12 protein-coding genes are annotated in these 15,456 nt (G+C 62.4%); 9 read left to right on the top strand and 3 right to left on the bottom strand.

Translation table 11 applies throughout. The features are described from left to right. The 8 genes from ntrC (at position 1) to JJ959_RS00710 (ending at position 9,908) form a co-directional block, all read left to right on the top strand. Positions 1-1,449, top strand: coding sequence for a nitrogen regulation protein NR(I) (gene ntrC / locus JJ959_RS00745; protein ID WP_292879570.1), 1,449 nt, complete (start codon positions 1-3; stop codon positions 1,447-1,449). Positions 1,450-1,529: 80 nt separating this feature from the next. Next, a complete protein-coding gene (locus JJ959_RS00740; RefSeq protein ID WP_292879359.1) occupies positions 1,530-3,857 on the top strand; it encodes a PAS domain-containing sensor histidine kinase in 2,328 nt (775 codons plus the stop codon). Beyond that, entirely contained in the window at positions 3,847-5,241 is a 1,395-nt protein-coding gene (locus JJ959_RS00735; protein ID WP_292879358.1) for a sigma-54 dependent transcriptional regulator, read from the top strand. The genes JJ959_RS00740 and JJ959_RS00735 overlap by 11 nt, the downstream gene beginning before the upstream one ends. A 24-nt stretch (positions 5,242-5,265) precedes the next feature. Further along, positions 5,266-6,642, top strand: coding sequence for a Trk system potassium transporter TrkA (gene trkA, locus JJ959_RS00730; protein WP_292879357.1), 1,377 nt, complete (start codon positions 5,266-5,268; stop codon positions 6,640-6,642). A gap of 2 nt (positions 6,643-6,644) precedes the next feature. After that, entirely contained in the window at positions 6,645-7,292 is a 648-nt protein-coding gene (locus JJ959_RS00725; protein ID WP_292879356.1) for an HAD family hydrolase, read from the top strand. A 116-nt stretch (positions 7,293-7,408) separates the two neighbouring features. Then, the gene (gene hfq / locus JJ959_RS00720) at positions 7,409-7,660 is read left to right on the top strand and encodes an RNA chaperone Hfq (protein ID WP_193180604.1); all 252 of its coding nucleotides are present in this window, start codon (positions 7,409-7,411) and stop codon (positions 7,658-7,660) included. Between the two features lie 87 nt (positions 7,661-7,747). Continuing rightward, positions 7,748-8,983: a GTPase HflX gene (gene hflX / locus JJ959_RS00715; RefSeq protein WP_366816888.1), complete on the top strand. Its 1,236-nt coding sequence runs from the start codon at positions 7,748-7,750 to the stop codon at positions 8,981-8,983. Between the two features lie 100 nt (positions 8,984-9,083). Further along, on the top strand, positions 9,084-9,908 hold the full coding sequence (locus JJ959_RS00710; RefSeq protein WP_292879354.1) for an inositol monophosphatase family protein: 825 nt from the start codon (positions 9,084-9,086) through the stop codon (positions 9,906-9,908). Between the two features lie 75 nt (positions 9,909-9,983). On the opposite strand, the gene argC is transcribed toward JJ959_RS00710, so the two are convergent. The 3 genes from argC to mazG all read right to left on the bottom strand — a co-directional run bounded on the left by argC (position 9,984) and on the right by mazG (position 12,661). After that, on the bottom strand, positions 9,984-10,949 hold the full coding sequence (argC, locus tag JJ959_RS00705) for an N-acetyl-gamma-glutamyl-phosphate reductase (RefSeq protein ID WP_292879353.1): 966 nt from the start codon (positions 10,947-10,949) through the stop codon (positions 9,984-9,986). Between the two features lie 36 nt (positions 10,950-10,985). Next, positions 10,986-11,735 carry an SDR family NAD(P)-dependent oxidoreductase gene (locus tag JJ959_RS00700; protein WP_292879352.1) on the bottom strand — a complete coding sequence of 250 codons (750 nt, stop codon included), beginning with the start codon at positions 11,733-11,735 and terminating at the stop codon, positions 10,986-10,988. Between the two features lie 62 nt (positions 11,736-11,797). Beyond that, complete coding sequence (gene mazG, locus JJ959_RS00695) at positions 11,798-12,661, bottom strand: nucleoside triphosphate pyrophosphohydrolase (protein WP_292879351.1); 864 nt, start codon at positions 12,659-12,661, stop codon at positions 11,798-11,800. Between the two features lie 378 nt (positions 12,662-13,039). Between mazG and JJ959_RS00690 the strand changes: the two genes are divergently transcribed. Beyond that, the gene (locus tag JJ959_RS00690) at positions 13,040-15,421 is read left to right on the top strand and encodes a methyl-accepting chemotaxis protein (protein ID WP_292879350.1); all 2,382 of its coding nucleotides are present in this window, start codon (positions 13,040-13,042) and stop codon (positions 15,419-15,421) included. Positions 15,422-15,456 lie beyond the last annotated feature (35 nt).

The following is a 15,456-nucleotide window of genomic DNA, read 5'->3' as shown; positions in this document are numbered from 1 at the left end:
ATGGACAGCGCTTCGATCCTGATCGCGGATGACGATCAGGCCATCCGTACCGTTCTGACGCAGGCCCTGACCCGGATCGGCATGGATGTCCGCTCGACCGGCAATGCCGCCAATCTCTGGCAGTGGGTTGAGCGCGGCGACGGCGATCTGGTGATCACCGACGTGGTGATGCCGGACGAGAACGGACTCGACCTGCTGACACGGATCCGCAAGGTCCGGCCCGATCTCCGGGTCATCGTGATGAGCGCGCAGAACACCCTGCTGACGGCGGTGAAGGCGAGCGAGCGCGGTGCCTTCGAATACCTCCCGAAACCCTTCGATCTCTCCGAACTGGTGAAGGTCGTGCGCAAGGCGCTGACCGCACGCGTCGAGGGCGCCGCGCCGGCGGCAAGAGAGCCGGAGGTTTCGGACGAAGAGCTGCCTCTCATCGGCCGCTCTCCGGCCATGCAGGAGATTTATCGCGTTCTCGCCCGTCTCATGGGAACGGACCTGACCGTCATGATCGCAGGCGAATCCGGCACCGGCAAGGAGCTGGTGGCGCGCGCCCTGCACGATTACGGCAAGCGCCGGGACGGCCCGTTCGTAGCGGTCAACATGGCGGCGATTCCGCGCGAGCTGATCGAGAGCGAACTCTTCGGGCACGAGAAGGGCGCCTTCACCGGCGCCACGGCGCGGTCGAGCGGGCGCTTCGAGCAAGCACGGGGAGGGACGCTCTTCCTCGACGAGATCGGCGACATGCCGATCGAAGCCCAGACCCGTCTGCTCCGGGTTCTGCAGGAAGGCGAATACACCACGGTCGGCGGACGTTCCGCCATCCAGGCCGACGTCCGTATCGTGGCAGCGACCCACCGTGACCTTCGGCAGCTGATTCGCCAGGGCATGTTCCGCGAGGATCTGTTCTACCGGCTCAATGTCGTGCCGCTGCGTCTGCCGCCGCTGAGGGAGCGCAAGGAGGATATTCCGGACCTGGCGCGGCATTTCCTCGCCCTCGCGCAGAAGGAAGGGCTGCCTGAGAAGACCATTGACGGTGCCGCTCTGCAGCGACTCAGTGCCTATAACTGGCCGGGCAATATCCGCGAGCTCGAGAATCTGGTGAAGCGCCTGGTCGCGCTCTATTCGGAAGAGGTGATCGGCGCAGCGGCCATCGAACAGGAACTGGCGGAAGCGCCGGCGGGCGCGGGAGAGGAAGCCGGCGAGCGGAGCGAGAATCTCTCGGACGCGGTCGAACGGCATCTGAGGGCCTATTTCGCCGCGCATGGCGACAATCTGCCACCCGCAGGTCTGCACGACCGCATCCTGCGCGAAGTGGAGCGCCCGCTCATCCTGCTCTCGCTCGATGCGACCAAGGGCAATCAGCTGAAAGCGGCATCCATGCTCGGTCTCAACCGCAATACGCTGCGGAAGAAAATCCGCGATCTCGGCATTCCCGTGGTGCGGGGCGCGCGTTAGGCGGCCCGCGGCAGAGCCCCGTGCACCGCATAGGCGATTGCGCTAGATTGATCCTCCAATCGAGTCCCAGCAGGTGAGGCATGCCGGCGGAAGCAAGTACCGACGCCCATACTCCTGAAACCACCCCGTCGGGGTCAGCGCGCCGTTTCGCGAACTATACCCGCCGGTTCCGCCTTTGGGCCCAGCGTGTCGGTTTCGAGCGCAGGGCGGCTTATGTGCTTGCCGCGGCCGCGATTCTCGCCGGTCTCGGCACCTACGCGGTTTTCACGCGCGCCGGACCTGCCGGGCCTAACCCGGATGTGGTGCTCGGCATCCTCTATCTTGATTTCTCCCTGCTGCTTCTGCTCGGTGTCCTTGTGGCCTGGCGGATGGCCAGGCTCTGGGTCGAACGGAGGCAGGGGCTCGCCGGTTCACGGCTGCATGTGCGCCTTGTGGTGATGTTCTCGGTGCTGACCGTCGCGCCGACGATCCTGGTCTCGGTCTTTTCCCTGGTGATGTTCGATTTCGGGATACGGTCCTGGTTCAGCGAACGGGTTTCGACGGCGGTCACCGGGTCTGTGGCCGTCGCCGAACGCTATCTGGAAGAGCACCGTCAGGTGATCCGCGGCGACGTGCTGGCGATGGCCAACGACATCAACCGGGAGGCGCCTTTCCTGGTGAACAATCCGGCGCGCTTCTCCCAGGTACTGCGGGCCCAGGCTGCTCTCAGAAACCTGACGGAGGCGGTCGTTTTCGACAATACGGGCCGGGTTCTGGCACGCACCAGTCTGGCGCTGTCGTTCGATTATGAGCCACTGCCGGAAGCGGCGATGGCGAAGGCCCAGCTCGGCGATGTCGTCGTGCTCACCACGGATGCGGAAGACAGGCTGCGTGCGGTCGTCAGGCTCGACCGCTTCGTCGATGCCTATCTTTTCGTCGGCCGCTTCGTCGATGCGGAAATTCTCAGCTACATCGAGCGTACGAAAGAGGCGGTGAACCAGTTCACCGAGCTTGAGGGCAGGCGTTTCGACATCCAGGTCTCGTTTATCATGATCTTCGCCATGGTGGCGTTGCTGCTTCTCCTGGCGGCGGTCTGGATCGGTCTCAATCTCGCCACCCGAATGGTGCATCCGATCAGCGACCTGATCGGTGCGGCCGAACGGATCAGCGCGGGAGACCTCTCCGCACGGGTCGCGGGTCCGGTCGAAGCGGACGAAATGGGACTGCTCGCCCGGGCCTTCAACAGGATGACGCGGCAACTCGAAATGCAACGCGGCGAGCTGATGAGCGCGAACCGGCAGATCGACGCGCGCCGGCGCTTCACCGAAGCGGTCCTGGGCGGCGTGTCTGCAGGCGTGATCGGCCTGGATGCGGAGGCGCGGATAAATCTGCCGAACAGGTCGGCGGCCAGCCTGCTCGGAGTTGACGGCGATTCGCTCGTCGGGCGCACGCTCTCCGAACAAATTCCGGAAATGTCGGAACTTCTGGAGGTGGCACGGCGGAATCCCTACCGGCAGTCGGAAAAGCAGATCGAGCTCAATCGCGGAGACCGAAAGATTACCCTGCTCGCCCGGATCAAGGCGGAAATCACCGAAGGCGAGGTCTCGGGATACGTCCTGACCTTCGACGACATTTCTGAGCTCTTGTCGGCGCAGCGGATGGCGGCCTGGGCCGACGTTGCGCGCCGTATCGCCCATGAGATCAAGAACCCTCTGACCCCGATCCAGCTATCGGCTGAACGGCTTAAGCGTAAATATCTGAAGCAGATAGAGACCGATCCTGAGACTTTTGTTGAATGCACCGACACAATCGTGAGACAAGTAGGAGATATTGGCCGGATGGTCGATGAGTTCTCCGCTTTTGCGCGCATGCCGGCGCCGGTCATGCGGAAAGAGAATCTAATCGAGCTCATCCGTGGGCAGGTGGTGCTCCAGCGGTCCGCGCAATCGGGGATCGTCTTCGAGTTCGACGAGGGGCAGGAGCCGGTCGAGTTTGAGTGTGACCAAAGGCAGATTAGACAGGTTTTGACGAACTTGCTGCAGAACGCGATCGACGCAATCCAGGCATCGGGCCCGACCGGGATCGACGAAGAGGGCGGAACGCCCGCGCACCGGGTCTCGGTAACGGTCGGCCGCGAGGATCAGCGGATCATTGTCGATGTCGAGGATACCGGGCGCGGACTGCCGGATAAGGACCGCGACCGGCTGACGGAACCTTACGTGACGACGCGCGAGAAAGGCACGGGCCTCGGTCTGGCAATTGTCAAAAGAATCATGGAAGATCATGCAGGATCTATTACGCTTATGGACCGGGAAGGCGGAGGCACCAAGGTACGTCTTACCTTCCGCGATCCGGCCGATGCACGCGGTGAAGATGCATTTTCTGAGTCAGATCAAAGCGTATCCGGGCTGAGTTCTCATGGCGCATGACATTCTGATCGTAGATGACGAAGCCGATATCCGTAACCTGCTCGCCGGGATCCTCGAGGACGAGGGATTCGAGACCCGTCAGGCAGGCAACAGCGACGAGGCGCTCGATGCGGCAAATACCCGCCGGCCGGCGCTTGTTGTGCTGGATATCTGGCTCGAGAACAGCGCGCTCGACGGGCTCCGGATCCTGGAGCGGCTGAGTGTCGAGCATCCGGATGTTCCGGTCATCATGATCAGCGGACACGGCACGATCGAAACCGCGGTCTCGGCGATCAAGATGGGCGCCTACGACTTCATCGAGAAACCTTTCGAGACCGAACGCCTGCTGCTGCAGGTCGGCCGTGCCCTCGAAGCCGCGCGGCTGCGTCGCGAGGTTGCGGATCTCAAAGCCCGGACCGACACGGACGATCGTCTGATCGGAATTTCCTCCGGCATCGCGCAGGTGTCGCAGGCGGTCGAGAAGGTTGCGCCGACGAACAGCCGCGTGCTGATCACCGGCCCCGCCGGAGCAGGTAAGGAAGTCGTCGCCCGCATGATCCATGCGCAGTCGAACCGGGCGGGCGGTCCTTTCACCGTGCTCAACTGTGCGACCCTGAGCCCGGAACGTCTCGAGATCGAACTGTTCGGCGCCGAGCGGCGCGACAGCGAGAGCGACGAGGTCGGGCGCAGCGTCGGAATGCTCGAACAGGCGCATAAAGGCACCCTGTTCCTCGACGAGGTCGCGGATATGCCGCGGGAAACCCAGGGCAAGATCGTCCGCGTCCTGCAGGAGCAGCGCTTCCGCCGGGTCGGCGGCGAGAAGGAGGTCTCGGTCGATGTCAGGGTGATCGCCTCGACGAACCGTGATCTGCAGCAGGAAATCTCGACCGGCCGTTTCCGCGAGGATCTCTATTACCGGCTGAATGTCGTGCCGATTTCGGTCCCGGCTCTGTCGCAGCGGCGGGAAGATATTCCTCTGCTGAGCCGCCATTTTATCGAGCGTTCCGCACGCACATCCGGCATGCCGCATCGTGTCCTCGCCGAGGATGCCATCGCCGCACTCCAGTCCTATGACTGGCCAGGCAATGTCCGCCAGCTCCGGAATGTCATCGACTGGCTGCTGATCATGGCGCCGGGCACTGCGAACGACCCGGTCAAGGCCGACATGCTGCCGCCGGAAATCGGTTCCGCGGCGCCGGTCAGCCTCAATTTCGACAAGGGCGTCGAGATCATGGGGATGCCGCTTCGCGAGGCCCGGGAAATGTTCGAGCGGGAATATCTGCTTGCCCAGGTGAACCGTTTTGGCGGCAATATCTCCCGGACGGCCAGCTTTGTGGGGATGGAGCGCTCGGCGCTGCACCGCAAGCTGAAATCTCTCGGGGTCAGTGCCGAACGCTCCGCTTAACCCTTCTGGGAACAGGATCGCAGAATGAAAGTCGTTATTTGCGGCGCCGGTCAGGTCGGCACCAGCATTGCGCAGCATCTGGCGGGCGAGAACAACGACGTTACCGTCATCGACCAGGATGCGGCGCTGGTCCGCAAGATCGCCGAGACGCTCGACGTCCGCGGGGTTCACGGCCTCGCGTCTCTGCCTTCCATCCTCGAGGATGCGGGAACGCGTGACGCGGACATGCTGATCGCCGTGACCTATTCGGACGAGGTCAACATGGTGGCCTGTCAGATCGCGCATTCCCTGTTCAACGTGCCGTCGCGGATCGCCCGTATTCGCCAGCAGGACTATCTGCAGCCGATCTGGGCTGACCTGTTCAGCCGTGAGAACATGCCGATCGACCACATCATCTCGCCGGAGCGCGAAGTGGCGAAGGCGATCGGCCGCCGCCTGCAGGTGCCGGGCGCGTTCGACGTGGTACCGATGGCGGACGGCGCGGTGAGGGTGGTCGGCGTGCGCTGTGACGAGGACTGTCCGATCGTCAACACGCCGCTGCGCCAGCTCACCAGTCTGTTTTCCGATCTCAATATCGTCGTCGTCGGAATCATTCGCGACGACCGCGGCATCGTGCCGAAACCGGACGATCACATGCTGCCGGGCGACGATGTCTATTTCGTGTGCGATACCGGACACCTCACCCGTGCCATGGCCGCTTTCGGACACGAAGAGGAAGAGGGGCGCAGCGTCATCATCGCCGGCGGCGGCAATATCGGTCTCATGCTTGCCGAAGAGATCGAGTCGAAGCATTCCGGCGTCAGTGTGAAGGTGATCGAGTACGACCGCGAACGGGCCAAGCTCGTGGCGCAGACCCTCGACCATACGATGGTGCTCAACGGAGACGCTCTCGACGTCGAGATCCTCGAGGAAGCAAACGTTGCCCAGACCGAGACCTTTGTCGCGGTGTCGAACGACGAGGAAGTGAACATCATCGGCTCGCTGCTGGCCAAACGCGCCGGCGCGGATCGTACGGTCGCGCTGATCAACAAGGGCACCTACGCCTCGCTGATTTCGACCCTTGGAGTCGACGCCGTGGTCAACCCGCGGGCGATCACGGTCTCCACCATATTGCAGCATGTGCGGCGCGGGCGCATTCGCGGCGTCTATTCCCTGCGCGGTGACTTTGGTGAGGTGATCGAGGCCGAGGCGCTGGAGACCTCGCAACTGGTCGGCAGCCCGTTGCGCGACGCCAAGCTGCCGGCCGGCGTCATCGTCGGTGCGATCTACCGTGACGGCGAGGTTCTCGTACCGCGCGGCGATACGGTCATCCAGGCGCAGGACCGCGTCATTCTCTTCGCCACCTACGAGGTGGTGAAGAAGGTCGAGAAACTCTTTGCCGTCCGGCTCGATTTTTTCTGATCATGGTCGAGCAACCGCGCGCGATCCTGTTCGATTGGGACAGTACCCTCGTCGACAACTGGCCGGGTGTCACCGCAGCCATGAACGCCGCCCTTGGCGCGTTCGATCTACCGCACTGGACCGAGCAGGAAATGCGTCTGCGGGCGAAGCGCTCCATGCGGGACAATTTTCCGACGATCTTCGGAGAGCGCTGGGAAGACGCGCGCGACATTTTCTATGCCGCATTCGAAGAACGTCATCTCTCGGCATTGCGCGCCCTGGGAGGGGCCGAGGATCTGCTTTCCGCGCTGCGGGAGCGCTCGGTCCTCATGGGCGTGGTCAGCAACAAGAACGGAAACTTCCTGCGCGCTGAGGCAGAAACCCTTGGCTGGACGGGCTTTTTCCACCGGATTGTCGGCGCGACCGACGCCGTGAAGGACAAGCCGTCGCGCGAGCCCGTCGATCTGGCGCTTGCGGATTCGGGGCATGTCCCCGGGGATGCCGTCTGGTTCGTCGGAGATTCACTGGTTGATTTGCAGTGCGGAGTGGCGAGCGGATGCGTTCCGGTGCTGATCGGAGACGAGCCGATTGCGGCGGCCGATCTGGAAAAATGGACACCGAGACATCATTTCATCGATTGCGATGCAATGCGGCGTGCGCTGACAGATTGAGTCGGGCCGAGAAATAGTTATATAAAGGAGGTACCCATCTCGCATTTGCGAGATGGGGGCGGTGCCAAGCTTGTTCCGGCATGCGCCTGATACACAACGAACAAAAGGTCCGTGCAATGGCCACCGATAAGAATCAGAACGTTCAGGAAGTGTTTCTCAACACGATCCGGAAGAACAAGACTGCGGTTACGATCTTTCTCATCAACGGTGTGAAGCTCCAGGGCATCGTGACCTGGTTCGACAATTTCTCGCTGCTGCTGCGCCGGGATGCACACTCGCAGTTGGTCTACAAGCACGCGATCTCTACCATTATGCCGTCCCAGCCCGTTCAGCTGTTTGAGCCGGCGCGGGAAGAAGAGGCCAGTTGAGCCTGAGAAAGCAGGGCGTGCATGGATAGCGCGTCGGACGTAAAGAACGGTCGGGCACTTGTTGTCCATCCCTTCGAAAAGAGATCGGTGTCTCAGGAGTCCCCGGGAACGCGGGACCCTGAAGCACGTCTGGCGGAAGCCGTCGGCCTGACGGCGGCGATCGAGCTCGATGTCGTGCACAGCGAAGTCGTGGCGCTCAGCCGTGTCCGCCCGGCGACCTATATCGGCGGCGGCGCGGTCGAGCGTCTGGCCGGGATCGTGCAGGCAATGGAGATCGAGGTCGCCATCGTCGACGCGTCGCTCTCTCCCGTTCAGCAGCGCAACCTCGAGAAAGCGCTAGACTGCAAGGTTATCGACAGGACGGCGCTTATCCTCGAGATCTTCGGCGCCCGCGCACGCACCCATGAAGGCCGGCTTCAGGTCGAACTGGCCGCGCTGACTTTCCAGCGTAGCCGTCTCGTCCGCTCCTGGACGCACCTTGAACGCCAGCGCGGCGGTCTCGGCTTCGTGGGCGGCCCGGGCGAAAGCCAGCTCGAAATCGACCGACGGCTGATCGGCGAGCGGATCACCCGGATCCGCAAGGAACTCGAGGACGTCAAGCGGACGCGCGAACTGCACCGCGAGTCCCGGCGCAAGGTTCCCTATCCGATCGTCGCGCTTGTCGGCTATACGAACGCCGGCAAATCGACCCTGTTCAACCGGCTGACAGAATCCGCGGTCTTTGCGCAGGATCTGCTCTTCGCCACGCTCGATCCGACGATGCGCCGGCTGGAACTGCCGTCGGGCCGGACCATCATCCTCTCCGACACGGTCGGGTTCATTTCCGATCTGCCGACTCACCTTGTTGCCGCTTTCCGGGCGACGCTAGAGGAGGTGAAGGAGGCGGACATCCTGCTTCACGTGCGGGACTTCTCCCATCCGGATACCGAGGCCCAGAGAAACGACGTCATCGCCGTTCTGCGCGATCTCGGCCTGGACGAACGGAAACTGACCGAGCAGACCGTCGAGGTCCTCAACAAGATCGATCTGCTGGGTTTGCCGGAGCGCGGGGAAGCCCTCGCAAAGGGCATGAGCCGGAAGATCGCGGTATCGGCGCTCGACGGGACAGGCTGCCAGGACCTTCTTGGATTGCTGGATGAGATGCTTGGAGTCGGGGACGTGACCCGCACTTTCGAACTGGATGCGGCGAACGGGGCGGCGGTCGCCTGGCTCTACCAGCACGGACAGGTGGTGGACCGGGAGGACAGGGACTCCGAAATCCACATGAAAGTGCGCATGACTCCAGTCGATGCCGAACGTTTCGACGCCAGATTTAACGCGTGATTTCAATCGGGTGCGGAAGCTCACTTCCAATACCGGCTGCTCCGGTTAAATTGTATCTTCCGAAGCCCGGCACCCGCCGGCAAATCACCTGCTGGCGCGAATGAACAGATATCCAGATCCCTCTGCCGTCATGGGCATCATGCGGGAAACCGCGAATTCCGTGATCCTGCCGCGTTACAGGTCGCTGCAGAGGGGAGAAATCCAGGAAAAGACCGGCCCGGACGATCTCGTCACCATTGCCGATATCGAATCCGAGCGGCGGATGACGCCGCTTCTCCAGGATTTGCTGCCGGGCTCCTTGGTGGTCGGAGAGGAGGCCGTTTCCGCCGACAAGCTGATCCTGAACGCCCTGACCGGCGACGCCCCGGTCTGGATCGTCGACCCGGTCGACGGAACCCGGAATTTTGCCCGGGGCGACAGCAAGTTCTGCGTGATGGTTTCTCTCGTGCACCGGCGCCAGTCGGTGCTCGGCCTCATTCTCGACCCGCTGGGTGAGCGCTGTGCCGTGGCTGTCCGCGGCGAAGGGGCCTGGATGTGCCATTACACTGGCCGGGAAGAGCGGCTTTCGGTCCTCGCGGGGCGTCCCAGCACGGAAATGCGGGGCGCGCTGAATTTCCGTTTCATGCCGTCTCCCCTGAAGGAAGAGATGAAGGAGCGGGCCAAGGACGCGGTCGAGGAGCATTTCCGCTATGGCTGTGCCGGCCACGAATATCTGACCCTGCTGACCGGCAAGGCGCATTTCGCGATGTATCCGAAGAACATGCCGTGGGATCACGTGGCGGGCACGCTGCTGCATCAGGAAGCGGGCGGCTTCCATGCGCGCTTCAACAAGATGCCCTACCTTCCGGACCAGCTGGACGGCGGTTTGCTGATCGCTCCGGACGAAGCGGCCTGGGATGATCTGCGTGACAGGCTCTGGCCCTGACGCTCGGGAGATCCGGAGAAAATCAAAAAAAGCCCCGGCATCGGCCGGGGCTTTCCTGTTTCCTGTTCTTTGCGATCAGGCTGCGCGTTCGAGCGTCAGCCCGAGACCTTCCTCAAGGCCGAGCATGAGGTTCATATTCTGGACCGCGGCGCCGGATGCGCCCTTGCCGAGATTGTCGAGCGTCGCTGCCAGCACGCACTGGCCGTTCTTCTCGTTGGCGAAGACATAGAAGCGGATCCGGTTGCTGTCGTTCTGCTCTTCCGGATCGAGCCGGGCGAGGGCGAGGGACTGTTCCAGCGGCGCCACGTCCGTGAAGAGATGGCCGCTGTAATGGTCGCTGAGGCACTCGTGGATCCGCTTGGCACCGACCCCGCCCGGAAGCGCCCAGAGATGCAGCGGCACATAGACCGCCATGCCCTTGTAATAACGCGCGACGCTCGGCTGGAAGATCGGCTTGTGCTCCAGCATCGAATATTGCTGCATCTCCGGCAGGTGCTTGTGTTGCAGCTGCAGGCCGTAGGAGAAGATGGCAGAGCCGATATGGTCTTCGGCCTTGCTGTCCTCCATCTGGTTGATCAGTGCCTTGCCGCCGCCGGAATAGCCGGAGACCGCGTTCACCGTGATCGGATAGGTCGCCGGCAGCAGGGAATGCTCCACCAGTGGACGGATCAGCCCGATCGCGCCGGTCGGATAGCAGCCCGGATTGCCGACGAAGCGCGCATTGCGCACGGCATTCTCGTGGCCTGCCGTCATCTCGGGGAAACCATAGACCCAGCCGTCTGCGACACGATGGGCCGTCGAGGCGTCGATCACCTTGGTATCGGGGTTCTCGATCATGGAGACCGCTTCCACCGCCGCCGCGTCGGGCAGGCAGAGGATGGAGAGATCCGCCTCGTTCAGCGCACGGCGTCGGGCCTCGGTGTCCTTGCGTTCCTCCGCGCCGAGGCTGATCAGCGAGACGTCGTCCCGGCCCATCAGCCGCTCGCGGATCTGCAGGCCCGTGGTCCCGGCTTCTCCGTCGATGAAAATGCGTACCGCCATAGCGGATCTCCTGAAATGCGCGATCCCGTACCGCGCCTATTTCCGCACAATATTGAAAGGCGAGAAGGCTTGGCAACCCGCCATCATCTCGATCCGGTTGATATTCACGTTCGCCGGGCGCGAGGCGGCCCAGAAAATGGCGTCCGCAATATCCTCGGCTCTCAGCGGGTCGATGCCGCTGTAAACCTCGCCGGCCTTGTCCGTATCGCCTTTGAAGCGAACAGAGGAGAACTCGGTATTGGCAAGGCCGGGTTCGATGTCCGTCGCGCGGATGTTCTTGGCGACCAGGTCGGCACGAAGATTGAGCGTGAACTGGCGGACGAAGGCCTTGGTCGCGCCGTAGACATTGCCGCCGGGATAGGGCCAGTTGCCGGCGACGGAGCCGAGATTGACCACATGGCCGTGACCGGCCTCGACCATGAGCGGGAGGAGGGCACGGGTGCAGTAGAGCAGCCCCTTGATATTGGTATCGATCATGGTCTCCCAGTCCTCGATCGACACCTCGTCGGCGCCCTCGAGGCCGAGCGCGAGCCCCGCATTATTCACCAGCACGTCGACCGGCTTGAAGCCGTCGGGAATTCCGGCGACGGCCGCATCGACCGCAGCCTTGTCCTGCACATCGAGTGTGATTGCATGACACGGTGTAGGCAGTTCGTTCTTCAGTTTCTCGAGGCGATCGGTCCGGCGGCCGGAGATGATGGTCTGCCAGCCTTCGGCGGCAAAGCGGCGGGCGGTCGCCTCACCGAATCCGGAGGTCGCCCCGGTGATGAATACGGTCTTGGCCATGAGAAATCTCCATCTGGAAAATGAGTCGGCGCAGGGTGTTGCTGCCGGTTCTTAAAGTGGACTCAGGATTTTTCGAGCTGCTTGGCGCGTTGCCAGAGCGCTTCCATGTCCTCGAGTTCGGACTCTTCGAGAGTACGCCCATGCTCGTCCTGCATCAGGGTCTCGACCATCCGGAAGCGGCTCTCGAATTTCCGGTTGCAGCGCCTTAGCGCGCTTTCCGGATCGACTCCGAGCTTACGCGCGAGATTGACGCAGACGAACAGGAGGTCGCCGACCTCGTCTTCCAGCCGGTCCATGTCGCGCTTGGCCGGATCGGCGGTCATCTCGGCCCGGACCTCGCCGATTTCCTCGTCGATCTTGTCGAGCACTCGCTCCGCATCGGGCCAGTCGAAACCGACCCGGCTTGCACGCTTCTGTAGCTTGACCGCCCGCATCAGAGCCGGGAAGGCGGCGGAGACGCCGTCGAGAGCGCTTGGCCTGACCCCCGCCTCTGCGGCCTTGCGCGCGCGTTCCTCGGCCTTCTGGGCTTCCCAGTTCCGGGTCTGTGCCTCGGAGTCCGCGACACTCTCGCCGCCGAAGACATGGGGATGCCGCCGGATCATCTTCTCGGCGATGCCGTCTGCCACGCTGTCGAAATCAAAATGCCCGGCTTCGCTGCCCATCTGCGTGTAGTAGATCACCTGCAGAAGCAGGTCTCCGAGCTCCTCCTCGAGGTGCGGCATGTCGCCTTGCGCGATCGCATCGGCGACTTCGTAGGCTTCCTCGATGGTATAGGGGGCAATGGTCTCGAATGTCTGCTCGATATCCCAGGGGCAGCCATGCTGCGGATCGCGCAACGCGGCCATGACCTGGCGAAGGCGCTCGATCGGGGAAAGATCGGCTGGTGGTGCGGGACGGCGGGAGGAAGTCGGCGTGCGGGTGCTCATGATGGCCGCACCTTACTGTCTGGGGGAATGGCGCAAAAGACCGAAACGCGACCGGCGCATAAATCAGCTGTTCGAAATTGTCCCGGATAAATGGTGTCTGTTCCGGTTCCGCCGGCGGGAAAGGGCGGATCGATAGGCCCCTTCTTCATGAACGTTAGACTTGGATTTTCGATCCGTATTTTGCATATTTAAATACGACATACAGGTCAGGATTCCAACTTCGATACGCGTCGTAAAAACAAGTAGGCATTTTAACCGAATGTTTATTTTCGGGGAGCAGATTGTCCGCCGAAATCGCCAGTGGCGGCGCATGGGACGCCTGCCAGGCATCGGGGCGGGGGCGCTGGGCCCGCCGTCTGCGTCAGGAGATCAGTTTGAATGCGTGACAATGGACCGGTAACCAATCGGGAAGTTACGTTTGGTGCGGACGAAGTTCTTGTATCAAGGACTGCGCCGGACAGCAGGATCGAGTTTGCCAACGAAGCCTTCGTAAAGATCAGCGGCTTTACCGAAGAGGAACTGCTGCGCCAGCCGCACAACCTGGTGCGTCACCGCGACATGCCCAAGGAGGCTTTTGCCGATCTCTGGGCCACGGTCAAGGCCGGGAAATGCTGGGAAGGGTTCGTCAAGAACCGCGCGAAGTCCGGCGACCATTACTGGGTCCGCGCGAACGTCACCCCGACAATGGAAGGTGACAAGGTCACAGGCTACATCTCGATCAGAACCCGTCCGACCGAAAGCGAGAAGAAGCATTACGAGGCGCTTTATCGCGATCTCCGAGAAGGCAAGGCCAAGAATGTCGCGGTCGAGGGCGGCGACATCTTCTCGACGACGCCGATGGCCAAGCTGTCGCGCTTTTTCGGCAGTATCAAGGGGGCGGTCGGAACCGGCTTCGCGATTGTCCTGATCCTGATGATGATGCTTTCGGGAATCGGATTTTACGTCAACAAGACCTCGACCGGGATTTTCGACGAGCTGCGCGAGGAAGTGCTCACCGAAATGGCGATCCTCAAGGCGGTTTCGGACGCCTATGCTGTTCAGATCGTCGACGCGTCGCACAAAATGAGGGGCGGCAGCTTCACCTGGGAGGAGACCGAGGCGTCCGTTAAGGATGCGCTCGCCACCATTGACGAGAACTGGAACATCTACGCGAACGAAGACCATCCCGCAGAAGAGGCCGCGCTTCTGGCAGACGCCAAGGTCAAGAAGAAAGTGACAGACGTCGCCGTTGCTCGCCTGCTCGAAATCGTCCGGGCCAAATCCATGGATGATCTCGTCGTCTTCATCGAGAAAGACCTCTACCCCTCCGTCGACCCGCTGACGGACCAGATTTCCGTTATGGCAGCCAAGCTGCAGGGAACGGCGGAGCAGATTACAAGTGACGCCGCAGAGACGCTCACCAGCGCGCTGATCGTCATGATCGTGGCGACGATCATAGCGATTGTGATGGCGGTGCTCTTCGCGGCTCGCATCTTTGCGGTTCTGCGCTCCGGATTCGGCAAGCTGGAGCAGGATTTTGTGGCGATTGCCAAGGATCCGAAATCAGCTCGTATCCTTACGCCGAAGGTCGCCGAATTTCGCCCTGTCACGGCGCGGGTCCGCGCCCTGCAGGCGCAGATCAACTACTCAGAGTTCGAACGGCTGGCCAACGAGGCCAAAGCGCAGGAAATCCGGCGCAAGGCGATCCGGGAGATGGCCGATACGGTCGAGCAGGAAGCCCGCAGCGCGGTCGACGGCGTGGCCCGGCTGACGCGGAAGATGGCCGAAGATGCCGCTATAATGGCGAAGTCCGCCGAACTGGTTTCGGAGAACTCGAGCTCCGTCGCCTCTGCCGCCACGCAATCCATGCAAAACGCGCAGTCGGTCGCGTCGGCAACGGAAGAATTGTCCAGCTCGATCCACGAGATCACCGAGCAGGTCGGCCTCGCGCGCTCCGCGACCAGCGGTGCGGTCGAAATCGGAAACAGGACCCGGCAAACGATCCAGTCTCTGGCCGACAGCGTGCAGAAGATCGGCGAGGTCTCGGAACTGATCCGCGGTATTGCCGAGCAGACCAACCTCCTTGCACTGAACGCGACCATCGAGGCCGCGCGTGCGGGCGAGGCGGGCAAAGGCTTTGCCGTCGTGGCGAGCGAGGTGAAAAGCCTTGCGACCCAGACCGCGAAGGCCACCGAGGAAATCGCCACGCAAATCTCTGCGGTTCAGGCGGTGACCGGCAATGCGGTCTCCGAGGTTGGCGAGATGAGTGAGAAGATCTCCGACATCGACGCGATTTCCGCCTCCGTTTCCGCCGCAATGGAAGAACAGGCTGCGGCGACGTCCGAGATCAGCCGCAATGTGGCCGAAACGACGGACGCGACAAACGAGGTTTCGCTGCGTATCACGACCGTCTCGGACGAGGCGGCCAGCACGCGGGAAGCGACGCGAAGCGTTCGGGCAGCGGCGGGCGACGTCGAAGGGGCGATCGTTGAACTCAGTTCCGCCATTGTCCGCGCGGTCCGCACCGCAACGGAGGATTCAAACCGCCGCGAAAGCGAGCGTCCGAAAGTGAACCTGCCGGCCGAGCTCAGCGTCGGAAACAACCGCGTGAAGTGTGTCCTGCGCGACGAATCCGGAGGGACGGCGTTCTTCACCGACACGAAGGACGCGAAGTTCGAGGAAGGGGAGCGTATCCAGGTCGCCGTTCAGGGCCGCTCGAATGCCTCGGGTATCGTGGTGAGCTGCCATCGCGAGGGTATTCGGATCAGGCTGGCGGCTTAACACGGGCTTCCGGGTACCGGAACCATCTTGCGCGG

This window comes from Nisaea sp., from assembly GCF_017640745.1.
Taxonomy (GTDB): Bacteria; Pseudomonadota; Alphaproteobacteria; order Thalassobaculales; family Thalassobaculaceae; genus Nisaea.
The sequence above is the reverse complement of the archived record's forward strand: the minus strand, read 5'-3'. Positions and strand labels throughout refer to the sequence as shown.